The sequence below is a fragment of the Stenotrophomonas sp. I18B00994 genome, from assembly GCF_014145825.1.
Classification (GTDB): Bacteria; Pseudomonadota; Gammaproteobacteria; order Xanthomonadales; family Xanthomonadaceae; genus Stenotrophomonas; species Stenotrophomonas maltophilia.
The window spans coordinates 221753-246850 of record NZ_JACIUW010000001.1 but is presented as its reverse complement, the minus strand read 5'-3'; the positions used below and the strand labels follow the sequence as shown (position 1 = coordinate 246850).

At 60.7% G+C, this 25098-nt stretch carries 18 protein-coding genes and 1 pseudogene; 4 read left to right on the top strand and 15 right to left on the bottom strand.

Annotated features, from left to right (window positions below; translation table 11 throughout):
* Positions 1 to 1081 precede the first annotated feature (1081 nt).
* The 3 genes from H4O10_RS01170 to H4O10_RS01160 all read right to left on the bottom strand — a co-directional run bounded on the left by H4O10_RS01170 (position 1082) and on the right by H4O10_RS01160 (position 6010).
* Positions 1082 to 2092 (bottom strand): ATP-binding protein, encoded by a 1011-nt coding sequence (locus tag H4O10_RS01170; RefSeq protein WP_012480243.1) that lies wholly within the window; start codon positions 2090 to 2092, stop codon positions 1082 to 1084.
* Between the two features lie 11 nt (positions 2093 to 2103).
* Complete coding sequence (locus tag H4O10_RS01165; RefSeq protein WP_139103664.1) at positions 2104 to 4047, bottom strand: hypothetical protein; 1944 nt, start codon at positions 4045 to 4047, stop codon at positions 2104 to 2106.
* A 1471-nt stretch (positions 4048 to 5518) separates the two neighbouring features.
* A complete protein-coding gene (locus H4O10_RS01160) occupies positions 5519 to 6010 on the bottom strand; it encodes a hypothetical protein (RefSeq protein ID WP_044570186.1) in 492 nt (163 codons plus the stop codon).
* Between the two features lie 540 nt (positions 6011 to 6550).
* Between H4O10_RS01160 and H4O10_RS01155 the strand changes: the two are divergent.
* Positions 6551 to 7288, top strand: a pseudogene (locus H4O10_RS01155) (site-specific integrase); the annotation flags it as partial.
* A 243-nt stretch (positions 7289 to 7531) separates the two neighbouring features.
* On the opposite strand, the gene H4O10_RS01150 reads toward H4O10_RS01155, so the two are convergent.
* From H4O10_RS01150 to H4O10_RS01125, 6 genes are all read right to left on the bottom strand, one after another.
* Positions 7532 to 10939 carry a TM0106 family RecB-like putative nuclease gene (locus tag H4O10_RS01150; RefSeq protein ID WP_012480249.1) on the bottom strand — a complete coding sequence of 1136 codons (3408 nt, stop codon included), beginning with the start codon at positions 10937 to 10939 and terminating at the stop codon, positions 7532 to 7534.
* A gap of 384 nt (positions 10940 to 11323) precedes the next feature.
* Positions 11324 to 11707, bottom strand: a complete 384-nt coding sequence (locus tag H4O10_RS01145; protein WP_146264682.1) for a hypothetical protein — start codon at positions 11705 to 11707, stop codon at positions 11324 to 11326.
* Between the two features lie 75 nt (positions 11708 to 11782).
* Positions 11783 to 13552, bottom strand: a complete 1770-nt coding sequence (locus H4O10_RS01140; RefSeq protein WP_012480250.1) for an ATP-binding protein — start codon at positions 13550 to 13552, stop codon at positions 11783 to 11785.
* A 286-nt stretch (positions 13553 to 13838) separates the two neighbouring features.
* Entirely contained in the window at positions 13839 to 14120 is a 282-nt protein-coding gene (locus tag H4O10_RS01135) for a hypothetical protein (protein WP_044570188.1), read from the bottom strand.
* A 619-nt stretch (positions 14121 to 14739) separates the two neighbouring features.
* A complete protein-coding gene (locus H4O10_RS01130) occupies positions 14740 to 15342 on the bottom strand; it encodes a hypothetical protein (RefSeq protein ID WP_044570191.1) in 603 nt (200 codons plus the stop codon).
* 661 nt (positions 15343 to 16003) lie between these two features.
* Positions 16004 to 16555 (bottom strand): hypothetical protein, encoded by a 552-nt coding sequence (locus H4O10_RS01125; RefSeq protein ID WP_232503848.1) that lies wholly within the window; start codon positions 16553 to 16555, stop codon positions 16004 to 16006.
* 166 nt (positions 16556 to 16721) lie between these two features.
* Between H4O10_RS01125 and H4O10_RS01120 the strand changes: the two genes are divergently transcribed.
* Entirely contained in the window at positions 16722 to 17477 is a 756-nt protein-coding gene (locus tag H4O10_RS01120; RefSeq protein WP_012480256.1) for a tetratricopeptide repeat protein, read from the top strand.
* Positions 17478 to 17538: 61 nt separating this feature from the next.
* Here H4O10_RS01120 and H4O10_RS01115 read toward each other — a convergent pair whose 3' ends face one another.
* On the bottom strand, positions 17539 to 18063 hold the full coding sequence (locus tag H4O10_RS01115) for a hypothetical protein (protein ID WP_012480257.1): 525 nt from the start codon (positions 18061 to 18063) through the stop codon (positions 17539 to 17541).
* A 590-nt stretch (positions 18064 to 18653) separates the two neighbouring features.
* Between H4O10_RS01115 and H4O10_RS01110 the strand changes: the two genes are divergently transcribed.
* A complete protein-coding gene (locus tag H4O10_RS01110; RefSeq protein ID WP_044570193.1) occupies positions 18654 to 19010 on the top strand; it encodes a hypothetical protein in 357 nt (118 codons plus the stop codon).
* On the top strand, positions 19011 to 19481 hold the full coding sequence (locus tag H4O10_RS01105) for a hypothetical protein (RefSeq protein WP_012480259.1): 471 nt from the start codon (positions 19011 to 19013) through the stop codon (positions 19479 to 19481).
* Between the two features lie 104 nt (positions 19482 to 19585).
* Here H4O10_RS01105 and H4O10_RS01100 read toward each other — a convergent pair whose 3' ends face one another.
* From H4O10_RS01100 to paoA, 5 genes are read right to left on the bottom strand one after another with little or no spacing between them, the layout of a single operon-like run.
* On the bottom strand, positions 19586 to 20212 hold the full coding sequence (locus tag H4O10_RS01100) for a nucleotidyltransferase family protein (RefSeq protein ID WP_012480260.1): 627 nt from the start codon (positions 20210 to 20212) through the stop codon (positions 19586 to 19588).
* Positions 20188 to 21249: an XdhC/CoxI family protein gene (locus H4O10_RS01095; protein WP_044570196.1), complete on the bottom strand. Its 1062-nt coding sequence runs from the start codon at positions 21247 to 21249 to the stop codon at positions 20188 to 20190. Before H4O10_RS01095 ends, H4O10_RS01100 begins: the two co-directional genes overlap by 25 nt.
* An 8-nt stretch (positions 21250 to 21257) precedes the next feature.
* Positions 21258 to 23462, bottom strand: coding sequence for an aldehyde oxidoreductase molybdenum-binding subunit PaoC (gene paoC / locus H4O10_RS01090; protein WP_012480262.1), 2205 nt, complete (start codon positions 23460 to 23462; stop codon positions 21258 to 21260).
* Entirely contained in the window at positions 23462 to 24412 is a 951-nt protein-coding gene (locus H4O10_RS01085) for a xanthine dehydrogenase family protein subunit M (RefSeq protein WP_012480263.1), read from the bottom strand. Before H4O10_RS01085 ends, paoC begins: the two co-directional genes overlap by 1 nt.
* Positions 24409 to 25056 (bottom strand): aldehyde dehydrogenase iron-sulfur subunit PaoA, encoded by a 648-nt coding sequence (gene paoA / locus H4O10_RS01080; RefSeq protein ID WP_044570199.1) that lies wholly within the window; start codon positions 25054 to 25056, stop codon positions 24409 to 24411. The genes H4O10_RS01085 and paoA overlap by 4 nt, the downstream gene beginning before the upstream one ends.
* Positions 25057 to 25098 lie beyond the last annotated feature (42 nt).

The window sequence follows — 25098 nt, the reverse complement described above, 5'->3', positions numbered from 1 at the left end:
CTTATGTAACTGGACGCCGTTGCGTGCAGATCTGGCAACCGCATAGGGACCTCAGAGCGTCGATGCCCAAGGAGACGATCCATGCGAGACACGCTCATCCGCTCGGAGATCTCGCGAAGCTCCTCGCGCCGCTGCAGTAGCCATACGGCGTATGCCTGGCCTCTACAGCATAGGTGCGGCCTTAGAGTCACTGGAGCCCATCTGTTTCGCTGAGTGCGGCCGCCGCCTACTGTTCTCATGGCATGGACTCGGCAGCTGGAGTGTCCCCTGAGATAGGTGCGCCTAATTTGACGTGCAATGCACCTAAGAAGCTCCTCGTACGGCCTGATGGCAGTCTCGTGATCATCGGCAGGAAGGGGTAGCAAGAGTGCGGTCTTTGGCCGCTGCGTGAAGGAGGTTGGTGTTGGCAACAGCGCGTTGCGTACCATCGTGTTCGGGAGCTGGATCAGTGCGTACCAGTAACTGCCTGCGTTGCTCACAGCGTGATTCCCGTTCCAGCGTATTGTCGTTAGACCGCTGTGAGCCCTCTGGCAACCGGCGAGCGAGTCATTCGCGGTCCTGAGCCACTGGTGCAATTTGTCTAGGGTTCGCGCGTATGACGCAGCCTTGCGAGCGGTCAATTCACCGGAAACGTCGGACTCCAGCAAGGTGCTCCCGCATGATTTACATGTGAATCCGTGCACCAGAGTCCCTTTCGTGTCCAAAGCAATTCCACAGGACGGGCAGCCGGTCTTCAATCTCACTCGATGCAGGACGCAGCGAACAAATCGGTCATCTTGTTGATACTGGTAGTGTCTCCCAACTTGGATGCAAGCTGGACAGTAACGAAGAGCTTCAGCATCCAACCATCTGATTCGCTCACCCAGGACTGACTGAACATCGCGCAGCTGCTCCGAACAGTTGGGCGGGCGCTGCTCGTCAAGCCTCTGCTCCGAGAGATACACGGTGGAGCGCGAAAGCAGAAGGCACCAGTCCTGGCGACCATTCATCCACTTGGCATCGAAGCCGTTGAATAGTTCCAGCGTCTGGATGACGGTCCACGAGGAACAGTAGGCATCGATCAGAGCTCGACTCCATGCAATCACGGCGACCTCCGTGCGCGGCCTCTCCCGATTGCCGTTGCAGCCAGCACGGCAGGCGTCCTGCTCCGATAGCCTGAGTCAACGATGGCGCGCTCCCAAACTTCCCGCGAAATATTCATCCCTTCAGCATCGCTGCCCTCACTATCCTGCCCCACCAACATCAGGGCCTCAGCCACCCATTGCATGCTGATTCCCTCTTGGTCAACTGCACCTCCGGACTGAGAGCGAAACGCGTCGTACAAATCTGTGGCGCTGCGCGCCAAGCGGAATCCATTGGCATGTGCATTTGGCCACAAGTACTGTGTATAGGACCAGCCCGATCCACGGGGGTACTCAGTCTCGTCATCACATGACTTAAGGACCACGTGCAGATCTGCTGCATCTTGCAGACTTCTGAACTCAACAAGCTCCGCCATGAACCTGATGGTCAGATCTGGCATCTCGGCCATGAAGCGTTGATGCATCGTGCACAACTGACTCTGACCGAACAGTACGACAGTAACCTTTACCTCATGCGTGTTCAGCCAGTTCACCATGCGCTTGAGCCAGCCCAGGTCCTTGACGTGCAGGTTCTGCGCTTCGTCAATCACCAGAAAAAGGTGTCTGCCAGCGACTGACATGGCATAGAGGGCTCGCAGCAACTGATCGCGCTTTCCCGCGAGGGAACGCAATGCACGTGGTTCGAAGTCGATTGCGGAGAGCATATCTTCGATCAGAGCACCCTCAGCGGCCACGTCCTTGGACGAAGGCTCGTAGATCACAAAAGCCGCTCCCGGGTACTGGGTAGGGGCCAGCTTTTCCAGCGCAGAGATGCAGGAGGACTTGCCGCACAACGGGTGCGCCCAGAATGCTATTGAGGAGCGAAACCGTTGCGCTCGATCAAAGACCAGACGAGCCACCTCTTTGACTGGCGCGGTGGGAAGAATGGCCGCTGCCATGAGCAAGGGGTGCCGATCCCGTAATGATGGATAGGTTGCCTGGATTGCGGCAATGCTCTCGTGGCTCGTCATTGTTGACCTCCTCACTTTCCGATGATGGAGAAGTCGATGTCTCTAGACTTGCGAACACGGGACGCCAGTGTCTGCGTATTGACACGCTTTCCGGCGTTCGTAGGCGTCTTGCTCGGCGCGTACCCCTTCCTCTTCTCCTCGGCCAGGACAGTCGCCGCGTGCGTTGTACGGGGCGCTCTTGCGCAAGTATCCAAGGCTTTCTGAGCTAATTCTTGAAGCTCCACGCCAACGATGTCGGCAAAGGGCGCGTCCCGAGCGCCTTCGATCTTGGATCTGAGCAGTCTTCGGAGCTCTCGGGAGTGCGGATACCGCCACCGCGCGCTCAGTGGCACGAGCTCACCAAGCTCCCGTCCGTCACCTACATATGCATGAACACGTGAGATGTCGTAGGGATCTGCATGGAGCGTGACCGCCTGCCCAATCAGATCCCAGCGCGTGGCCAGGATGGGGGATCCGTACTCGACGCTCGCGTAGCTGACACGAGGCAGTCTGCCCTTCTTCTGGGACCCCCTGACGGTGGCTGAGGCCACATCCACTCGAAGCGGAGGTGTCAGCACGGGACGCGGCGGCCCCAGTGGGGCCAAGCAACCGGAGCCAGGGGCGTAGTACTCAAGCATTTGGTCAGTGGGACTGCTGCCGTAGTTGGCCTCTGTAGGCGTTGAGTTCCAGTGCGCAACGGCCTTGGCCGTTTCTTCCATCAGCTTTTCAAGGGTCACCTTATGCCTGACCGCTTGACGTTCCGGCTGGTTGCGCCGGGGGTCCGTTGGGCTGTTTCCCGTGGTCGCTGGTGATTGCTGAAAAACACTCGATGCCATCCAGCCAAACACTCGCTCGACGAGCGAACGGCGTTTCGGTCGCCTAATTGCGCCAAACGAGATCGCAGCGCCAGTTTCCGCTCTGACCCTGTCGGCTACTGTGTCTGATAGGTGCGCGAGCGCGTTGTCTACAAAGAGGCTGCCAAAACCAAGGCGCAATTCTGGATCGCCAGCTTCTACTGAGAGAGTGGCTTCCAGTGCGTGTTGCAGCTGGTTCGATAGGCACTGTCCAGCTGACGCATGATCGATGCACCTGAGGAAGTCGGAGCTGGAAATTGTCCGGCGGACAACGATGTCCCAGCCCAGAATGAAGTTGGTGAACCTATCGGCGATGACGATAAGCGTCATACGACGGCTGGGAACGTACTTGATTCCCTTTGGAGTATTCACACCCACGGCAAAGATGATGTCGGCCGTATGCTCGTCAGCCTCTACTATCTCAAATGGCGCCAGGGCAATGGGCCCCTCGGGTTGTTTGCCCGGCCTCCTTGAGCGCTGCCGGCACTCTTCGCCGTACTGCAGGGATGCAACCTTCTCGTGGTTTGAATTGAAAAATTGCTTCACGTAAACCCAGATTGCCTCTCTGCCATACCGGCCGACACAGAACGGCCATTGATTCTTGCCCAGCCCGGCATCACGACAGAGGTTAAGAAAGATCTGATGTGCCTCCTTGTTGGTGATCCGCCCCCGCTTTTCCCCGTCTGGAGTGACGCCAGTGGCGAGGTACTTGTCCAGGGCGAGGTGCACATTGGGCTGCGAATCAAGTAATGCTGACAGAGCGCCCGTATAGCCGCCGAATGACTGGCTTGGCATCGCGCCTACGGGCTTGATCCGCGTTGGCGCTTGCGTGCGAAATCCCTTGATGAGGCCGGCCCAACCTGCAATGCGGCCATCGTCCATGACCGCCACGCATCGATTGAGGTACCGCAAGACTTCAGTTCGCTCGATCCCGAATTGCGAGGCAATCTCGGCAGTTCGGACGCCGCCTAAGTACGCAACTAAGGCTTTCCGTCTTTGCTCAAACAGCGCCAGATCAGCCGGGTCCAACTGATTGGTTTCGCAAGCCGGCCACTCACGATAGTTCGCAAGATTTGCCGGAAGCGTTCTCCGGTTGAACTTAGATTGAGCGGTCATGTTCACACCTGAGCAGCCTTGTGTGCACAGACCATGGATGTGCATCCATATCCGAGCCGATGGATCGAGCGCGCAGCGCAAGAACCGCAGCTCCCACCACCGCTGCTGGGTGCCTTGAGTTAAGTCCTCGTATGACCTCTCCTAAGGTCAACTTGCCGCGTCGCCGAACCGCCGATTCGACTTCCTTTGCCAAAGAAGTAAGATCCGAACCGCGGCACCGGTGAAAGGCAGATATTGCCGCCTGCCAGTTGCGGATCCTCATCTTGGCCTGACCCAGCTCACGTGTGCTCAAGACGGAGACTGAATATCCAAACTCCGTGCCCAGTGCTTCGATATCTCGCCTGGCTCTGTCCGATCCATCGTCGATCATCCGAGCCTGAATAGAGCCATCAGTCAGGGTAGTAAGCGCATCAAGGCAGATTGAGCCGCTGCCTAGAGACACCTGTATCAGTTGCTCGCGATACTCTGCGTCACGGACGCTTGCGTCGCCTTCGCAATAGAAGAAGAGCTTCATCCTCAGGTCACCACTCAGCGTCACCTGGCACTCCGCCATAGGAGACTGCAGCGTCCAGAGGTTAGCCGAGTTGCTTGTCCGAGCTTGCCTCACACCTAGTCGGCGTTGCCTGGCCTTGGTCGTAACACTCATTCGCGTGCTCCAAATAGACCTCTCTGCGGGGGGCAGTGGTCTGGGCACCTACGCAGATGCATTCGGTCTCGGTGGTGCGTCATGGTCAACGCGGGCCTGAATCGCTGCCGAAAGCAGCGTCAGTAAGCATCGCTGACATGCTCTGGACGCTACTCCTGAAAGGCTGGGGGTGCAACCGATCCGAGAGTCCTGTCAGACCCCAAGCTGAACTAGTAACAAAAATACCTGCAGCTAGCGTACAAGTAACACATTTACCCCTGGGCGCTCACCTATTCAGCTTGTTAGGGATTGGAGGTCTGCGTCTGTAGACTGTTGAAATGAAAAGACTTCGAGGTAACACGAATACGTGCTCCATCATCTGCTCGGCAATGGCTGCGGCTCTGGCTCGGCTCTTGCCTGCCTGTTCGTTCCCCCGACAAGGACGAGCTCGCAGCATGATCAAGATGGATTCCCACGACCGCATAGATCTAACCGGGCCTTGGGCCGGTTTCGGATTCCAAGGTGGGCACATGTTCACGCCCGAAGATCATCAGCTGGAGCCATGCGACATGGCTTGGTGGTCCCTGACCTGCAACAATGCTCGGGAATGGCGACTGATGATGGCCGAGGCTGCCCCCGGGACTGCGGCCGCCCGGAGAGCTTCCGCCACGGCGAGATCTAGCGTCATCTACCTAGCCGAAGCCCTCAGAATTCGCCGAGAACGGCGGTTTGGCGTGGGCGCCCCCGGTTCCGACGCCGGGGCGTCCAATGTTGTCTACATGAGCCGTGGCCGAGGCCACGCCAGCGCGTGTGAGGCGCTTTCGTAGGGGCGCTGCCCCTACACCCCAAGACCTATTCCGCGCCCTCGCCCGGCGGGAATCTCGCCCGAATGAATGTCACAACCTTATTCATTGCAGGGCTTAACTTGAACCCAGCTTGGCGGCAATTACGCAGCGCCATCGAGAGCGTATAGAACAGCGCTCTGCTGTCCAGTACAACGTGGGTCTCGCCTTGACGGTTGTAGTGCTTTATCGCGTTCTTTTGCCGGTAGATGAAGTCGAACAGCTCCTCTCGGGACACACCCGGTGCCTGTGGGAGCACTTTCCTTGCGAGCTCTGAAATTGCACGATCGTCCCTCCGGCCCTGATTCTCAAGAATGCTTCCAAACGTTTCTTCTGCTATCGCCGCGAGATTCAGAATTGGAAGAGTGTGCATTCCTGAAATGAACATCTTGCAGGCAGTGTCCAGCATGATGAGAGCCACATCAGCCTTTGCCCAGGTCTCCGACTGAGGCTTGGCAACCGGTTCCGCGAAGCCCTCAACACAGTGAGATTCAAGATCCATTGAGGCCTGTCCTGCTCGTAGGCGTTGGAGAAGCGTCAGGTGCCGGAGGACCAAGAATGCGTAAGGAACCCGAGGGGCGCGCGTATCGGCCATCGCGCGTACAGACCGGCAAACCAGCCCACTGCAGAGCAGCCACCTGACGCCCGAACCATACCACGGCGCGGTCCGGATACAATCCGAACAGGACGCCTTGGGGGGCCGTATGGAACGCGAACGACCAGAATACCTGCCGCCTATCGAGCGCCGCCGCTGGTACTTTCCGTGGCTGGTTACAGGTTTTCTAACCGTGGTGAGCCTTGCAACCATCGGTGTACTGACGCTTGGCCGCACGAACAGTGCCTGGAGCGAGCGTTTCGAGGGCCTACGACGCGCGGCTGATGCCACCGAAGCGCCTGCGCCCGCGTCAGCCGCGCCCCAGCGCGAATCAATCGCGGGATCGTACTTCTCAGTCTTGCCCCCTACCCGCTCATACTTGCCCGGCGAGGTGGTGTGGAAGAAGGTCACCCGGTAGCGGTTCTTCATGCCTACAGCGGTGAGCTTCTGAAGCTGTCGACCGTTGTCCAGCGCGTGGCCGTGCTGTCCACCGCCCACAAGCTCAAGCGCCTGGCCAATCCTTGCGAGTTGCCTAGTGTCCGCACCCTGCTCAGCCGCGCCCGACGTGCCGCGGTCAAACGCGGTGAGCGGTCGACCAAGAAGACCGCCATTACCCGTGCCGAGCTCGAGGCGATGCTGGCCACTTGCGATGACAGCCTGGAGGGTCTACGCGACCGCGCCCTACTCTGCTTCGGCTTTGCCAGCGGCGGGCGCCGGCGCAGCGAAATCGCCGCTGCGGACATGCGGGATCTGCGGAAGGTTGGCGAGGACGGCTACATCTACCGACTGGAATATTCCAAGACGCAGCAAGCCAGGGTGACGGCCGATTCGACCCCGGACAAGCCTATCCTTGGCCGCAGCGCCGAGGCGCTCGCTGCGTGGCTTCATGCCGCGGGAATCAGTGAAGGGGCGATCTTCCGTCGAATCTGGAAGCATCGAGTGGGCCCTGCCCTACTCCCCGGTTCGGTGGCCACGATTGTGAAGCGGCGGGCAGTCCTGGCTGGCTTGGAAGGAGACTTCGGAGCACACAGTCTGCGGTCAGGGTTTGTGACGGAGGCTGGCAGGCAAGGGGTGCCTTTGCCTGCCGTAATGGCAATGACAGAGCATCGTTCAGTGGCAAGCGTGATCGGGTACTTCCAGGCAGGAGCTGCGGAGGACAATCCAGCGGCGCGCCTACTGAAGTAGCGGGGTTTGTACCACCGTCACTTGATAGATCCAAAGGACAGCGGCGAAACTGCACCGGTGCGCGGTCACCGCCTCACATAATTGGCGGAAAAGAAGTTGCTTCACTGAGAGTGCAGCATGACGTTCCTTCACGCGGTCAGTTAAAGTCCGTTGGTGAGATTTTGCCGCTTAGCCGCTAATGTAAGAGAACTTGCGCCGATACCGCGCTAATGCCAGCGCTGCGAACAGCCTCGACGAGTCTGCTCATGGGGAGGCGTTTACCGGAGTAGCCATTTCGAGGTATCGGCAGAAGGCGTTGGCAAGTTGCATCTGACGAGGCGTACGGCAGCGGACTTCGAAGACCGAAGGCGATGCGACCAGAACGCACACGCACTTTGCACGAGAGGTCGCCACGTTCAGCCGATTGAGGCTGTAGAGGAATTCCATGCCGCGTGGCGCATCGGCATAGCTGGATGTCGTCATTGAATAGATGACGATGGGCGCCTGTTGACCTTGAAACTTGTCGACGGTGCCAATTCTCGCCCCCGGAACGCGCTCGGCCAATTCAAAGACCTGCGCGTTGTAGGGCGCGATGATCAGAATGTCCTGTAGCGTCACCACTGCCGGCACGCCTTGATCATTTGTCCAGGTCGCGCCGCTGGCCAAGGTTTCGACCACGAGCAGGCGCACGGCCTCGGCTTCTTCGGGCGAGGCGCTTTGGTTGCCCCGGGTCGGGACCGCCAGAAAACGAAGGCCAGACCCGCTGATCCGACTCGTGGACACGATGGCCTGCCGCTCTAAGCCGGCGCGAGGATGCAGCCGGTTGGCGTAGAACATCTCCGACGTGAACCGACAAATCTCCGGATGCAAACGCCACGTTTCGGCCAGGAACAGACCGCGCTCGGCGGGCACGGTCTGTTCTTCGCCCAGCACATAATGCAGCGCGGATACGTCGGTGCCCTCGGGATGACTGCCCTGCATGGGCTGGTCAAGCTGCTGCGGATCGCCGAGCAGAACCAGTTGTGCCGCTGCTTGCGAGATCGCAAGAACATTAGCCAGTGACATCTGCGCCGCTTCATCGACGAACAAGACATCGATCACCCGCATCGCGTCCGGCGAAGCCCACAGCCAAGCCGTCCCCCCCGCAACCTGTGCCCCCGCCGCTAGGGCGGCGAGCAAGTCCGCGTTGCTCTTGGCGAAACGAAGTCGGGGCTGATCGGGCTCGGGCTCCGATGGCTTCTGGATACAGACCAAGTCGATCCCTTGCTCCGCAGAAGCCCTGACGACTTCGTCCAGCAAGTTACGAATGACCTTGTGGCTCGTGGCGCAGATGCCGACCTTTTTTCCCGCTCGAACTAGCGCGCAAATCATGCGGGCGCCGGTGAACGTCTTACCCGAACCCGGCGGCCCTTGAATCGGTAGCAGGCCGCCTTCCAAGGCCAGCGCAATCCGGCAGGCCGCATCCAGAGAGGCTTCGCCCTCGCCCTGAAGGGCCTGACCGCCCAAACGGGGACCCATGCGTAACAGCAGGTCGCGGGCAGCGAGGTAGGCGCCAGAGCCCTCCAGACCGTTCGCCGCGACCGACTCGCCAATCCGCACGAGCGCGTCCGCCAGGACATCGGCGTTAATGACCTTGCGGCTGAACACTGCCTCCGGGTGCAGCGCTGCGCTGTCCATACGCTTCTTGATGTCAATCCACCTCTCGTCCACTGAGATTGCGTGCACGGTACCAAGTTTCGCGCCGCCCAGATTGTGCAAGTCTTCTGAGCCGCGCATTTCGGTTTCCTGCGGTTGGAAGGCATAGCGATGGATTGGTGCCTTGGCCGTTCCTCCTTGCGGGCCGACAAAAGTCAGTCCCGACAAACCGGCACGCTCATCGACCAGATCATCGGCGGCGAGAGCCGAGAGGCGGAAGTATTCCCACCAGACGGCTTTCTGCTCTCGCCGATGGAAGTCCAACGTATGCGCCAGGAGCCATCGCGCATGCTGTTCCGGCGTTCGTTCCGTCGGGTCCACCGGCACGTCCACCGTCAGTCGCACTACCAGGCTCGCAATCTTGAGCTGCCAGTCGTTGAGGGCCTCGCTAGCCTCGGCCTCTCCTGGCGCCGGCCGAGGGACTGCCACGCCCTGCGCGACAAGCCCGGCGCGTTGGGCCTCCAGCCAATAGCGCAGCCCACGGGTGGACTCGCAATCGTCGCGGTTGTAGCGAGCAACTGTCTCGCGCGCGTTGACGTCTATCAGTGCGAGGTCGCCCAGTTCGAGGCCCGCTTGGACTTTCGCCAAGGCTTTGTTCGCCTCCGCCAGCGGCGTGGCCCGTGTGAATTCGTAGAGTGGCTCGAGCTTCTTGATCGAGTAGCTCTCCACGCTAGCACGCAAGCACTGGCGAACGACGGCATACAAGTCGACCATACGCCGCGATCGCAGCAGTGAGTCGAATTCGGTCTCTCGAGTTGCGTACCGCCCCATAAGTCGCTTCAACGCGGCCGGCTCGTATGGCGCGAAGTGGTAGATGTGCAGATCGGGGTAAACCTTCAAACGCTCAATCACAAAATCTACGAACCGTTCGAAGGCCTGCTTTTCTTCCTCGCGAGTCAGCGCCCAGTCCACGACATTGACGGCATTACCGTCCGCGTCCGTATAGGCATAGCCGAACAGGTATTCCAACCCATCCTCGCCGGCGAACGGATCCCCTTCCAAGTCTAGGAAGACATCACCTGCCGAAGGCTCCGGGAGGGTCGAGAGTCCGAAGCCGGCGACAACCGCCAGCAATTCATGTTGGATGGTGCCGACCTGGCGTCCGGCAAGCTGGATCCGCGCCTGCTCACGAACGCGCTCATACGCCTGCGCCGAGCCTCGCGCCGGCTTCCACGCCAAGGGAATAGGCATGACGGCCAAATCGGCCAACGTGGCAATGCCGTGCGCTGCTAGTTCATTGATCTGAACCTTCGTGATGCCCGCGACCAAGGACAGGTGGTCATCGGCACGGCGGCGCTCGTCGCAGCGGACGCGCCAGCGGCAAATGTCACAATGTTCCTTCGGTTCGGGATAGGTGTCGTCTGATCCACCGGGTGCGATGGCCGATTCCAAGGCGTGACGAACACGGCGGTAGTAGGCCGCGTATTCATCCATGCGATAGACCTTTGGTTCATAGCCGGTCCATGGCGCTACAACGTAGCAATATTCCGGTCGACGTCCCTGCGTCGCTTCAACCAGTGCGGTATACAAGCACAGCTGCAGGACGGTGCCGGCTTTGGTTTCTCTCGCCAGCTTTGTGTCGATTACCTCATACGACCACGGCCCCAGATCACTCGGCGTTTCGACACGACGCAGGACGTCCGTGCGCCCAACCCAGCCGTTCACCCGGAACGCTCCTTGCACGATAACCGCATCGCCCGCCCGCATGGCCGCGAGCGTTCCTTCGATGAGATCATCCTCGACGCCGAATCCCTCGATGACCGTTACGGCGAGACCCTGAGCGGACAAGTGCTCCACAAAGCCATGCTCGTGCCGGGCGCCGCGCTCCCAGAGCAGTTCCAGCAGGGGATCCCATCTTGCGGGCTTGGCCAATGTGCCGTTGGCAACAGCAATGTCCAATCCTGTTAGGTGCTCGCAACTGAGATGCCCCACCAGGTCGGAGGCGCTGAGCAATAGGGAGTCGCCGCGCTTTTGCATACCTGCTCCAGGCCGCTTACTAAAATTGGTTGTCGAAAATCGATCGTGTTCCGCTCACCAGTGCAGCGAGAGGCCTAGACTAAGCGCTAACGGCAGTATGGGCCAGGGCTTTTAGCCAAGTGCAAATACTTCTTGTTATCGCCCTACTCTCCGACGAACTACGTCGAACGGAATTGGAAATTCCAACGAAGCTAGAGCGATTCGACTTCGAGAAGCGGAAGCCAGTGCTAAGCGCGATGTCCGCTTTGGATCGAAGGCGAACCTTCCCTACCCACGATGAATCCTCCTAATCTCCTTCCGCACAAATGCCCTATTTCGGCCAGAAGCGGACATCGACTAACCCCTAAATTTAACCATCTTCGAAGCGGGCTCGGCTCGTGGTCGTCATTGCAGTGCAATCTCCGCGTTGCTCAGGCTTGAATCTAAGGCACCTGCCGCTGAGTTGACATTGTCGGTTGCAGTTTGGATGCCCGGCACAACATCCTGCCAATCATCGAAGCAGAAGCGGCTAGTGATCGACAATAGTTCGGACAATGCTGATTGGACCTCGCGAGACTGTGAAGCTACATCTCCCAATGCTGATTGGCTGGCCTCAATCGTGTCTCGTGCGTCCTGTAGCTCACTCTCCAGTTGAGCCACTCTAGTGTGCGATTCAGACAGCTCTGCTTGAAGGTCTGCAACCTGACTATCAAGATCATCCGCGCGAGCTTGATTGCAGCCAGTTAGCGATAGAAGAAGAGCAACCGCAAGAATGAGCCATCGCATCATTAGAATTACCCCCTAGCCAGCCAGTGGCCGGATTCCTGCTGGTTTACGATCCGCAGCGCACTGGAACATGGCAATCTAACTACTGGAGAATTTTTGCAGAGCTTCAATCAAGCGCCGCATCTCCTCAGGAATCTCGCCGATGTGCATTGCAGAAGCGATAGCGCTGGGTGTCACAGACACGCCGTACCCATTTTGTAGCCATTCGTTGAAGCGGGATAGAAGAAGCTTGCCTGGGACCACCTTAAGTCGACGGTCGAAATCACTCCAATCCGACTCGAAGGACTTGTGAAGAGTTGCGGTCGCGGTCGATATGTCCATGCCCGGCGACGCATCAATCAGGGCTTTCACTCCAACTGAGTTAAGCTGGCCAAAGACCTCGCTCTTCATGCAATCAGCAAGTCTGCCAAGTTGAGATGCGATGTCTACTTCAAGGTGCGTCCTCTTCCCTGTCCGAGCTTGGCGGTCTAGAATCCGTGCAGCCACCGCGCGCTCAATTGCTGATGGCACGAGGAGAAAATTCTCCAGCTCCTTTCGGTCGTGAATCCAAACAAGCTCACACGAAGATTGAAGGGCTAGCCTAAGGTCGTCAACTGCCTTGGAGGTGCGGTAATCCCGATCAAATATGATGCCGCGTTTGATCGAAATTCCCAGAGTTGCCTCCATTCCGTCGGAGAAATCTTTAACTCGAGACGGGTTGAACCCCTTTGCAGCAACTACTGCGAAGGAGGATCTGTTCGCTAGTGAAGTGTAGTTGAATTTCCTCGCAAATGCGGAGAGAAGCGCGAAGTCCTCGCCTTCCACGAACAGCGCTCGTTTGGTCTTTGCAAGCTGTGTTAACGTAGGGTTTAAGTTCGAGCCAAGTGAGCCGAAGAGGCCTTGAAGCTGCGAGGGATTCTTTATGCGCTGAGCATTCTTGGATTTCTTGTTGAGTACAAGGATCTCCCCAGAATCGGCCTCTGCAATGATCTCAGTTGCGTGTGTTGCAATCAGCACATCGCCGCTATGCGACCGCAATAGGTGGACTAGTTGCCGCTGGAGATCGGAATGCAGATAGACGTCCGGCTCATCGATTATTAGTAACGATTCCGGAGGGGCCTTCGCAATAAAGGTAAGCATCTGGCACCACACTTGAAATCCAAATCCGGCCCAGTACAGTTCGCGTGGCATTCGTTCTTCCGGACAGAACATGTGGAGCTTGGCGGAATCGCTGCTTCTGCTCAACTCTGGTTTGTCGATGTCCATTCCTGGCCACGTTTGACGAATTAAATCTCGAAAGACCTCAAATCCGTCCGGGAAGTGGTACCAGATGTTGCGAAAATTTCGCGACGCTCTATGAGTCAGAAGTGCGCGACGCGCAGTCTCCTTTTGGTTGAGAGTCTCATTGTGCTCCACAGGTCCGAGCACCGGCACAAAGTGCACTGATGCATCAAATGCTCTCTTAAAGTCGGTGGGCGTCCGTACATCCTTGCCAGTTGTTTCACATAACAGAACGCAAACATCGTTCTCAGGAAATACGAGTCGAAGCTTGTTCCCGTTGGATAGCCAGAACTCAATTATCGCAGGCTCAGAGTCATCATAGTTCGTGAAGACATTCTCGGTGGAAACTGGCAGGTCGCTTAAGTTAATTGGATAGCCCCAACCTTTTGTCGCCGTAGCCTCGCTGTAGTCAGCATTGCGCGAATGTGCTCTCCGGATACCCTCTGCAAGTATCCGAAAGGCACCTATGACCGTGGACTTTCCGGCGTTATTTGCGCCTACCATGATGTTGAACTGGGTAAGGCTGAGCGAGTAGGATCCGAAAGCCTTGTAATTTCGAAACTTGACGGTTGTGAAATGACTTGCCATAGGGCCCCTTGTGGCTACGTGCGTCCATAATTGAGCATATCGCATTATGTGTCCGCCGTGACTGCGCGAGCTCCCCTTGCAGCCAGGGCGCGCCTGGTGCTACTGCAATAGCCAGCGATCGCCATTGACGGGCCTTAAACCATCCATGTACGTCTGGGTCAAGTTGATTCGCCCCCAGACGTAATGCGCCACTCGCGATCGACGTCCGCTTTCGGCCAGGAGCGGAGCTTGCACCCTGAAATTGAACCGCCCCGCCAAGTGGGTTCGGCTTGAATGAGTTTCTAGCTTACTTGACGGCAACGTAGTAGGCCCCTGTTACGGCTAGGAGGATAACTAGAACCAACAGTCGCTCGATCTGAGGAATCTGCTCAACGCTCGGAAATTTGGAAAGCATGGGAATCTTGGTTTTCCATTTTGAATCTGCGGGCTTCTTGGCGACCCAGTCCAGGCATCCGACTAGTACGGTGATACCAAGCACTACGACGAGCACGCCGTACAAAGGCTCACCTAGCGCTGCACGCAAGCGGTAGGCAGCTGCGGCAAGAGCTACCGTCAGCAAGATAATCATTACTCCAAATCGCGACATACTTCCCCCAGGCAAGCTAACCACCTAATGGACGGCCCCGTGGATCTGGATATGCGAATTACCCGCGAAGCACCGCATGGCGGGCTTTTCCTTAAATATGGCTCGATCTTAGGGCGGCTGGGCCTGTCTGACAAGCCAGCGTATAGCTCGACCCAGCGCTACGCTATGCGGCCGCGCCAATGGCCGCATTGGGTCGACAGCCAAAACTGTGACGGACCTAATGACTCCTATCCTGCGGGATGTCCGCTTCCGGCCAGAAGCGGACATTGGCCTGCTAGTTCTCGGATGGCGGTTTAGCCGCCCCGTCAGGCTCTCGGAGCCCGGCTCGGATTTCCTTCGCGACCCGCTTGGCCGATTCTGGCCAACCAAGCTCCATGGCCCCCACGCAGCCCCAGCAATCTCCGCCGCAGTCGGCAGAGAGCAGATCGGCAGAGACGTCAAGCTTTCGACCGCAAATGTTGCACCGGTTGCTGATCATCGACATGTTCCTCATCAGAGAACCGAGCTGCTAGGGAGACTCACGTCAGCTTCCGGCCAGGAGCGGACGTTCTCCAATTTGGAATTAAGGAGACTTGGAAGCGACCTCGGCCGAAGCGAATCGTTAGGGAGTATTTGTTGAGTCGATACGCGCCAAAATCGTGTCGATCTTTACGGCCAGCATGGCCTTATGGGCCTTGTGATATTCAATTACCAAGCCCGAAAGAAGTGGGTCCAAAGGTGTCTGCCTGCCAAGATCATCTTTTGAGACGATGCGGCCCAAATCGAAGAATGGTCCGCCGCTAATGCCCTTTGGATTTATGGCGTTCACTATGTTGTAGTCCTCATCAAGGGCTTTTCTGTCGTATGCGATTGAGAGGTGGGTTTCATGGCTTATGCCGAGCTTATCAAACAGCGTCTTGTGCTCTTTGAAAGTTGAATAGTAGGTTGCGCGTTGAGGAACTATCTTGTGGCCCTGCCACGGAACCTTGTTCTTAGAGTTCGGGTATCCGACCGCAAGGTAAACCCTTTTGTCGTGATCAATTCTGTTCTTGGAGATCGACTTCGCCGGAATGACCTTGCAAAATTCGAGCAGGCGCGAATTTGACTCGTCGATTCGGCACCAAGCGAAGTCAAATCTATCCTCTGCCCTGTTCCCATTTGGCGCTAGAGAGTTGAAAAAACTGCCGAGAACTGGAATAAAATTTCCACCAGCTCCAGCGAACAACGGTGTTTCAGTTAGGTGATCTAGGACATGTGCCGCCGTCAGAAAGTACACTCCTTTGCCGTGCTCGATCAGAAATGATCCGGCCTACCTTGGTCGGTTCCATAGATGGGTATCGCATACTCTCTGACAATCGATCTGGCGCGCGTGACAGCGGCGGCAATTATCTGCCTGACACCTGCTTCGTAGGTAATGATCATTCCTATGCGCCCTAACTCCTAATGGCCGGATCCGTGGATCCGGTTATACAATGTATCCACGGAGCTGCCACCCTCTTGATACAGCTCGATCTTAGGGCGGCTGGGTCCGGCTAACAAGCCCGCGCATGTCCGGACATGGAAGTAATGCTGCAGACTTCGGCACGTCCCAGCCCAAAGGCAGATGGGTGTCTGCTTTGAGTCGCAACCAAACACAATCACGAGCGCAACGTCCCCGCCCCGACAGGTCGACTGCTTCCGGTCACAAGCGGACATCCGCCCTACCCTTGATAAACATCCCTTATCGCGACTGGACTGACTTGGCAGGCAAAACGGGCCTTCCCTGGATCTCCAGCCTGCTCACGTTAGCCACAGGCACGAGAATTGCAGCCTTCTGCTCCGGCTCCCAGAACACATAGCTGTCCCCCAAGCGCCCCACCAAACCCAGGCTACCTTGCACCCTCTCATCAATAGTCACATTGACCGTGTACTTGCTGCTGCCAGAAGTAATCGCCTTGGCGCGTTCGAGGCCAAGCCAGTTTGACGAGATCGGGACATAGACAATCATCACGAGCGCATAGACCAGCCACGGCGAGTCCTTCACGGCGGCCGGCAACACTGGGGACAGGCGTACTGCCATTGCACATATGCCCGTCAGCGCCACACCTATCAAAACGGGCCAGGCATTGGACCACCAAAGCAAGGCACCCATTCCAACAAGACAAAAGAGCAAGGATCAGCCACATCAGCAGATTGGCTTGGGACGGCGTCGTTGTCACCTTCCCCTCGACCCATCCTCCGAGCAGCAGCGCAATCAGTATGAAGAACAACACCATGCCGATCCCAGCAAGCCCTGCCAGTGCAAGCTCACTCACCGCAACAAACTGAAAGGGATCCAGGCCGAAGTGTCCCCAATACGCCTTCAGATAGAAGGCCCCTTGAATCAATCCGAACGTGACGAGCGCCGAGCCCCATCCAGCAACATCGGCCATCGTCAGTGTCTTTTTCGTACGCTCCATGTATCCCCCTTCCATCAATGCAGCCCCGCCACATAGTGGCACGCTGCGCTCCGCCCTGCAGAACCCAGTCTATTAACGTGACGCGTCACGCCCGATCACCCCGCCCATTGGCGCCCCACCCCTCCCCCACTATAGTTCCACCCCTCACAAGGACGAGGCACCCCACATGCCCTATATCGGAATCGGACTCCACGTACTGGCGGCCATCTACTTCGCGGTGCACGCCATCCGCTCAGGCCAGAGCCTCTACTGGCTCATCCTGCTCTTCTCGTTCCCGCTGCTCGGCAGCGTCGTCTACTTCCTGGCGATCTACTTCCCGGAAGTCCGCCATTCGCGCGGCGCCCGGCAGGTCGTCCGCTCCGCCAAGCAGCTCATGGACCCGGGCCAGGACCTTCGCAACGCCCGTACCGAACTCGCGCGCACGCCCACCGTGCAGAACCGGGTTCGCCTGGGCATGACACTGCTGGATGCTGGCCAGGCGGAGGAAGCTAGAACCCTGCTTGAGCAGGCAGCCAGCTCGCCGTTGGGCGACGATCCCTACATCCTGACCGGCCTGGCACGTGCGCGCATCGAGTCCGGGCAGTCCGCGCTTGCGGTGGAGACGCTGGACGGCCTGTTCGCCCGCCATCCGGATGTGCACCGCAAGCCGGAACAGACGCTGCTTTACGCGCAGGCATTGGCGGCTGCCCAAGCGCCCGGCACCCGTGCCGCGTTCGAGCGCGCCGTGGAATGCGGAAACGATGCCGCCGCCCGCTGTCTGTATGCGGAATGGCTGATGGCGCAGCCGCAACCCGACGACCGCGAGCAGGCCCGCAGTCTGTTCGCCAGCATCATCGATGATGCCCAGCACTGGTCGCGCCACGCGCGCAGCCACAATGCTCCTTGGTTGGAGCGGACGAAGGCTGCGTTGAAGGGCTACTGACGGCCGGACAACCTGTGGCAGGCTCGAACATTGGCCCTTTCAGGGAACTCCCGTCGCGGGCCTAGCGCGAGCCCAGCTTGGGGAAGAGCAGCTTTGGGGTTCCGATAAACAGCAGCCATGCACCCAGGGCTGCTCCGTAAGCGAGCACCGTTCCCACAAGGAATGTGCCGAACAGATTGCCGGTGAACAGCTGATACAGCCCTTTGCCGCGACCTGCAGCACTGCCTCCAACAGTCAGCACGATGACCGGCAGAACAATCATTCCGCTGCAGAGAATCAGGGAGAAGGCACCCAGCAACCATCGCTTCAATGGCGGGTTCCATGGCATGGGATAGCCTGCGAGCAGTCGTCTCATCCAAAGAAACAGCACAGGAAGGGCAATCAGGTACATCAATGCCACATACAACCAGGTTCGAACATCAGTGCTGCCCGCCTCGAAGATGGCTCGCGGGTATGCCCCTGTGCGATAGAACGTTTCTGCGCTTGCCGTCAGCGCCGCGCTAATGATCATCGCAGGCTTGAACAGGCGCGACACCTTGCCCCATTGCGCGTTGCGTAGTTGCTGCCCGTCAGTCATGCCAGACATGAAAACCCTCTTGGGCGGATGCGTCCATTAGCTACCAAGGGGCATTCTGCAGATGATTCGCCCCGCCACATGGTGACATGCAGCGCGTTGCTTCGCAGATTTCACCTATTAACGTGACGCGTCACACGCAGTCGGCAGCGCATTGCTGGACAGGTCTGTCGCATTTGCCTCGCTCACAGCCCCGCCGGGCGGATGCCGACAGCGCGCAGAGCTGCACCACCGACATGGTCGATAGCATTGCAGCGCAACGCTCCAGCCTCATTGCGCCATATGCAATGATTCTGAAAATGTTGAAAGTAGTGACGTCATCAGCCCTACTGCATTGGCATCGCGCACAACCGGGCGTATTCCTTGCTGTGCCACCTTGAACAGGTGGCCGGGCTTCGAAACCCCGGTTGTGCAATCGTAAAAAGCGCTTGCCAGTCGGCACCACTCCGCGTGGTGCCGACTGGCAATCCGTCAGCCGGCTATGGCGGGCGGTGCGTGGGGGCCTTGCGCCCGCCGGTCTGATTGCACACCGGGTTTCGAACCTCGCACCGTCCGCCACCTTTATCGGTGGCGGCTTCTGCATGCACGCAAGGAGCCCAGCCATGACCCAGCCCCACTCCCCTGCCCCGCACCCTATCCACGACGTGCCCGCGAACGGCCCTGCGCTGGATCCAAACACGCTCATCGCCCTGCTGCACAGCATCGGCGCCGGCGCCGCCTCCGATGGCCAGCCGTGGCCAGAACGCCATCAGATGCCAGGCCGACGCATCGCCCTGGCGGACACCGACTGCTCGCTGGCGGGTCTTCGGGTGGTGCTGGAGATCCTGCTGGCCGCACAGCGTGCCCGCGAGAACGGTGAGCTGGAGCAGTACGTCGGCCCGCGCGTGATGGAGGGGCTGATCATGGCCGGAATCGGCCTTACCGCACACGCCAGTACCCGACTGCATCCGGAGGGCTGAGTGGCCTTGTGGCGCTGGGCGGCCACCGCGCTCTGTCTTGCGGTGGTGGTTGCGGCACAGACGCAGTGGCTGGCGCCGCCCGTGCCCTCGCCTGTCGCGTTCCAAAGCATCAACGATGATCGATTCTCACAACTGCGCCGCCAGGCGATGCAGTTCGTGGACTCTCGGCCACAACAGGGCTTCCAGTTCGTCGAGCGGCATCAAAACGCGGGATTCCAGATTCACTGTGGAGGCGTTCCAGTGCTGTGGCTGGAGAGGCGCTCGCACTATCTACTGTTGCAGGTCTCACTGGACGCGGAGCATCGGGCGCCCGCCGTTGTGCGGTTGCGCGCGCTCCTCCAATGGCAGTTGGAGCCGTTGGATTACCTGGAGCAGGTGCTGGCTGACGTGCCGGAGCCTGTTCTGTTGGATCGGGTGCTGCAGATTCTTGCTGGTGATGTGCCTGATGGAGCGCGATGTGGCGTGCCGTAGTCGAGCGCGGCTCGACTCTGCAGGGCTGCGGGCAGCGAGGGTTCGGGCACCAGCCCTGCCGTCCGTCACCTGCGTGACAGGCATTGGCCCAGTGATCATGCGAGTCACCTCCCGGCATCGATCCAGCCCGCATCGCGCGCACGCGCGAGGTCTTCTGGCGTATCGATATCCAGGCCCAGTTCCGGTGCCTGCAGGACATGCACCGTATCGACAGGAAGTTGCCGCAGGCGCGCTCCGAAGCCGCGGTCACCGCTTGCACCCGCAGAGTTGAACCATGCACGCGGCACTACGGCGGGAACGCCAAGCACATTTCCGTGGCGGGTACCCGCGCACCCTGACGCCGAGACGCGGGCACCCGAAAGCAGCGCCTGCAGATGGGAGCGCTCGATTGCGGGCTGGTCGCATGCCACGACCATCACCGCAGTCACCGTGGGCAGCAGGTGTGCACCGGCAACCTGAAGACTGCTCGCCAGGCCACGCTCCCAGTGGTGGTTGGCTACCGGAGTGGCATCCAGCCCGGCAATGCTGGATGTCACGGCCTGTGCGTTCGCGCCCACCACGACCAGTACTTGCGCTGGCGCGAGCTCCCGCGCCAACCGCACCATGCGATGTACCAGGGTCTCGCCCTGCCGGCTGAGGAGCTGCTTGGGCTGGCCAAGTCGGGTGCTCCCGCCGGCAGCAAGCACGACGACCGCATGCGCGTCAGTCACCTGCCGTGCGCGCTTCGCCATTGCTGCAGCTGTGCGGCGATGCTGAGCGAAATCGCCTCCGGCCCTCGGCCGCCGATGTTCAGGCCGACCGGTGATCGAAGTCTCGGGGAAAGGCGGAGGCGCTGATCCGGTGTCAGCAGCTTGAACAGGTCCTCGCGCCTTCGACGCGGACCCAGCAGTCCAATGAAGCCAACCTCGGTATCAGCCAGGGCCACCAGCGCCTCCCGGTCCAGTTCGAAATCGTGATGCATCACCAGTACCGCGTCGCACGGGTCGGCATGGAGGGCCTCAGCCGGGCTGGTCTGAAGATGCACATCCGCGCACTGCCCGGCTGAGGCCCAGCGCGCTCGCCGTTCGGCCACGCTGACCCGCCACCCCAGGCCCCGCAGCAACGGAACCAGGGAGGGCGTTTCGGGACCGCCCCCCAACACCAGGGCCCGCGGAAGCCGGAGCAACGGCAAATGCCATGCGCCCTCGCCAAAGGGCTGCGCACCCTCCATCGGATGCAGCTGCCACGCCTGCTCGCGATGGCCGGCACGGAAAACGACCTGGCCCGATGCACGAAGCTCGCGCTGTAGTGGCACGCCCTCGCGCAGCCAAGCCTCGATGACGTCGTCGAGGCCGGCCATGGCACGCAACGGCAGGAGCGCAATCCGCAGCCGGCCGCGGCACCCGAGCGCGGACCCACTCAACAGGTCGTCGTCACTGCGGGTGTCGATCTCGATCCAGTCGACCCGCCCTGCCGCGCTCACCTGCTCCGCGCGTCGCGCGAGCTCGGGCTCCAGGCATCCGCCGCTGAGCCAGCCGACTTGGCCGCCGTTGCAGAACAGCACCATGTCGCCGGCACCGGCGTACGTGGAGCCATCGGTTTCCAGCACCAGCGCGAGCACGGCGTACTCACCTGCGCGCACGCGCGTCAAGGCCGTCTCGAGGACGCCGCGCGGGCTGCCTTCGGCGAGGAAGCCCGGCGCTGCAGACATGTCCTCGGCAAGATCGCCGGGCTCTCCTCCGCCTGCCGCTGAAGCTTCCAGCGCGGGTGAGGCTACGGGTCGGTCCATGCGCAACGTCAGCCTACGTCGGGCAAGCCGGGCAGCAGCTTGTCCAGGGTAATGGGATAGTTGCGCACGCGCACGCCGGTTGCGTTGTAGACCGCATTGGCGATCGCGGCGCCGACCCCGCAGATGCCCAGTTCACCCACACCCTTGGCCTTCATCGGCGAGATCACCGGATCCAGCGTGTCGAGGAAGACCACTTCCTGGTACGGGATGTCGGCATGCACGGGAACCTCGTAGCCGGCCAGGTCGTGGTTGATGAACAAGCCAAGCCGTTTGTCGACCACCAGCTCCTCCATGAGGGTCGCGCCCGCACCCATCACCATTCCGCCGATGACCTGGCTGCGTGCGGAGAGCGGATTGAGGATCCGGCCGCCATCGCATACGGCAAGCATGCGGCGGATGCGCGTCTCTCCCGTGTAGGCATGCACGGCAACCTCGCAGAAATGCCCTGCATAGGTGCCGACGTCGTAGCCTTGCTTGAAGTCGCCGAAGGCAATGCCGTCCTCCGCCGACAGTGTGCCCGCCTCCGCCAGCTTGATCGTCCGCCCGCCCGCCTGGATGCGGCCATTGGCGAAGTCTGCGGTGTCGCCGTCGAAGCCCAGTTTCTCGCCCACCTTGCGGCGCAGGCTGACGCACGCCGCGTACACGCCTGCGGTGGAGCTTGCCGCGCCCCACTGGCCGCCGGAACCGGCGGAGGCGGGATGACGGGAGTCGCCGAGGGTCACCTGGACCCGGTCCAGCGGCACGCCCATGGTCTCGGCTGCCGTCTGCGCGATGATCGTGTAGGAGCCGGTGCCGATGTCGGTCATGTCGGTCTCGACAATCACCCCGCCCTGGCCGTCAAGCCGGACCCGCGCCGCCGACTTCATCGTCGGTGCGCCGCGATAGCCCGCGGACACGCCCATGCCGACCAGCCAGTCCCCTTCCCTGACCTGCGCCGGCCTGGGGTTGCGCTTGTTCCAGTTGAAGCGCTCCGCGCCTTCGCGCAGGCAGCGCACCAGGTTGCGGTCGGAGAACTTCTTGGACGGATCGCCGGGTACCACCTCGGGCTCGTTGAGGATGCGGAACGCGATCGGGTCGAGGCCCAGCTTCTCGGCCATTTCATCCATCGCCACCTCCAGCGCCATGTGGCCCGGTGCTTCGCCCGGTGCGCGCATCGCATTGCCTTCGGGCATGTCGAGCGTGGCGATGTAGTTGGCCACCAGGCGGTTGGCGCCCGCATAGAGCTTGGGCGTCTGCAGGGTGCCGTTTTCGCCGTCCTCGCCGTTGATGTTGCCCGACCAGTTCTCATGGGCGATGGCGGAGATCCGGCCATCCTTTCCGCAGCCGATCCGCACGCGCTGGAGGGTGGCGTGCCGGTGCGTGGTGTTGTTGGGCATCAACGGGCGCTGCAGCGCGATCTTCACCGGTCGCCCGACCTGCTTGGCCGCCAACGCGGCCAGCACCGCGTCGGCACGGATGAACAGCTTGCCGCCGAAGCCGCCGCCGATATAGGGCGAGTCCACACGCACCTTGGCAGGATCGATGCCGAGGATCGCCGCCATGCCCTGCTTGGCCCAGTCGATCATCTGGTTCGCCGTCCACAACGTGAGCGTGTCACCCTCCCAGGCGGCGATGGTGGCGTGCGGCTCCATCATCGAATGACTTTCGTCGGAGGTGTGGTAAGTCTCGTCGAGCTTGACCGCCGCGCTCGCGTAAGCGGTGTCGAAATCGCCGAGCGTCTGCCGGTCGGGCTTGCCGCCGCGCCCCTTTGCCAGCGGCGCGGACGGTGCCAGGGCCGGGAAATCGAAGCGGCCCTTGCCGCGCTCGTAGCGGGTGCGGATCAGCGCCGCGGCGGCGCGGGCCTGCTCGAAGGTCTCTGCCACCACGCAGGCGATGGCCTGATGGTAGTGGGCCACCTCGGCTCCGCCGAACAACGGTGCATTGTTCCAGTTCGATGTGCCGACCGGCTTGGTTTCCGGTGCGGTGATGACCGCCAGTACGCCAGGCGCGGCACGTGCGCGGGACGCATCCATCGAAATGATGCGCCCCTTGCTGATGCCCGCACCGACGATGTAGCCGTAGGCCTGGTTCGGCGCCACGTCATGGCGCTCGTAAGCATAGGGTGCGGTGCCGGTGGTCTTGCGTGGTCCGTCGATGCGCGGGGTCGACTTGCCGACGACCTTGGCCTTGTCGAACAGGTTGTCGCCGGCGGGGGCGTTGAATTCAAGGGGCATCAGCGCTCTCCTTCCACCATCACGGCTGCGAGGGTGCGCTCGGCGAGAGCGATCTTGAACGCATTCTCCCGCGTCGGACGGGCAGCGGCGAACACCTGCCGGGCCGCGGCCTTCACGCCATCGCGCAGCAGCGGTTCGGCTGCCTCGACGCGCCACGGCTTCGGAGCGACCCCGCCGAAGGCGAACCGCGCCGAGCCGTCTCGCTGCACGACCGCGGCGACCGACACCAGTGCGAACGCATACGACGCGCGGTCACGTACCTTGTGGTACACGTGCCGACCGCCCAGGGGCTCCGGCAGCGTGACGTGGGTGATCAGCTCACCGCGCTGCAGCACGTTGTCCTGCTGCGGCCTGTCGCCGGGAGAACGATGGAAATCGGCAACCGGGATGCTGCGCGTACTGCCGTCACCCCTGACGGTCTGGATCGAGGCGTCCAGCACCCGCAGGGCCACCGCCATGTCGCCCGGATAGGTCGCGATGCAGCTGTCCGAGGTGCCGATTACGCCCATCTGCCGGGAGAACCCCTCGAGTGCGCCGCAGCCTGATCCGGGCAGGCGCTTGTTGCAGGGCAGATGGGGGTCGTAGAAATACGGGCAGCGCGTGCGCTGCAGCAGGTTGCCGCCGGTGGTGGCCTTGTTGCGCAGCTGCCCGGAGGCGCCTGCCACGATCGCGCGGGTGAGCACCGCGTAGTCGCGGCGCACGCGCTCATGCGAGGCCAGCGCGGTATTGGTGACCAGCGTGCCGATGCGCAGGCCGCCCTCGTCGGTGGGTTCGATCCTGTCCAGGCCGATGTCCTGCACATCGACCAGGTGCGCTGGCGTCTCGACCTCCAGCTTCATCAGGTCGAGCAGGTTGGTCCCTCCGGCCAGGAACTTCGCGCCCTCGGTACCGGCGACGGCCCTGGCGGCCTCGGCCGGGGATTTCGCGCGTTCGTAACTGAAGGCCCTCATGCGCGCCTCCCTGCAGAGGTCACGCCAGCGACCTCTGCCATCGCCTCGGCAATGTTGGAATAGGCGCCGCAGCGGCAGAGGTTGCCGCTCATGCGTTCGCGCATTTCCATGTTGGTGGCCCGGGGCCGTGCGCTGACGTCCGCCTGTACATGGCTGGGCACACCCCGCTTGATCTCGTCCAGGACCGCCACCGCCGAACAGATCTGCCCCGGCGTGCAATACCCGCACTGGTAGCCATCATGCTTGATGAAAGCGGCCTGCATCGGATGCAGGTCATCGGGAGTTCCGAGGCCTTCGATGGTGGTGATGGCATCGCCCTGGTGCTGCACCGCCAGGCTGAGGCAGGCATTGATGCGCTCACCGTTGACCAACACGGTACAGGCACCGCATTGACCGTGGTCGCAGCCTTTTTTCGTTCCGGTCAGCTTCAGATGTTCGCGCAGGGCATCGAGCAGCGTGGTCCGGGTGTCCAGTTCAAGTTCCCGCCGCTTGCCGTTGACGGTCAATGCCACCGTGCTGATGACCGGCGGCCTGGGCGGCGGGGGCGCCGCCAGTTCGGCGGCGAGCGATGACGCCCCCGGTGCGGCGGACATCGCCACGGTCGTGACGCCGCCGGCGATCACCTGGCGACGCGTCAACTTCATTCCTTCATCACAACTTGGCACAGTGACCTCCTGGCGTTCGGG

Coding starts and splice junctions, on each gene's coding strand:
- H4O10_RS01125 (WP_232503848.1), bottom strand. CDS start 16,555: ATGGAGCGTACGAAAAAGACACTGACGATGGCCGATGTTGCTGGATGG.
- H4O10_RS01140 (WP_012480250.1), bottom strand. CDS start 13,552: ATGGCAAGTCATTTCACAACCGTCAAGTTTCGAAATTACAAGGCTTTC.
- H4O10_RS01100 (WP_012480260.1), bottom strand. CDS start 20,212: ATGGCGAAGCGCGCACGGCAGGTGACTGACGCGCATGCGGTCGTCGTG.
- paoA (WP_044570199.1), bottom strand. CDS start 25,056: ATGAAGTTGACGCGTCGCCAGGTGATCGCCGGCGGCGTCACGACCGTG.
- H4O10_RS01115 (WP_012480257.1), bottom strand. CDS start 18,063: ATGTCTGGCATGACTGACGGGCAGCAACTACGCAACGCGCAATGGGGC.
- H4O10_RS01150 (WP_012480249.1), bottom strand. CDS start 10,939: ATGCAAAAGCGCGGCGACTCCCTATTGCTCAGCGCCTCCGACCTGGTG.
- H4O10_RS01095 (WP_044570196.1), bottom strand. CDS start 21,249: ATGGACCGACCCGTAGCCTCACCCGCGCTGGAAGCTTCAGCGGCAGGC.
- H4O10_RS01110 (WP_044570193.1), top strand. CDS start 18,654: ATGACCCAGCCCCACTCCCCTGCCCCGCACCCTATCCACGACGTGCCC.
- H4O10_RS01085 (WP_012480263.1), bottom strand. CDS start 24,412: ATGAGGGCCTTCAGTTACGAACGCGCGAAATCCCCGGCCGAGGCCGCC.
- H4O10_RS01135 (WP_044570188.1), bottom strand. CDS start 14,120: ATGATTATCTTGCTGACGGTAGCTCTTGCCGCAGCTGCCTACCGCTTG.
- H4O10_RS01170 (WP_012480243.1), bottom strand. CDS start 2,092: ATGACGAGCCACGAGAGCATTGCCGCAATCCAGGCAACCTATCCATCA.
- H4O10_RS01160 (WP_044570186.1), bottom strand. CDS start 6,010: ATGGATCTTGAATCTCACTGTGTTGAGGGCTTCGCGGAACCGGTTGCC.
- H4O10_RS01145 (WP_146264682.1), bottom strand. CDS start 11,707: ATGATGCGATGGCTCATTCTTGCGGTTGCTCTTCTTCTATCGCTAACT.
- paoC (WP_012480262.1), bottom strand. CDS start 23,462: ATGCCCCTTGAATTCAACGCCCCCGCCGGCGACAACCTGTTCGACAAG.
- H4O10_RS01120 (WP_012480256.1), top strand. CDS start 16,722: ATGCCCTATATCGGAATCGGACTCCACGTACTGGCGGCCATCTACTTC.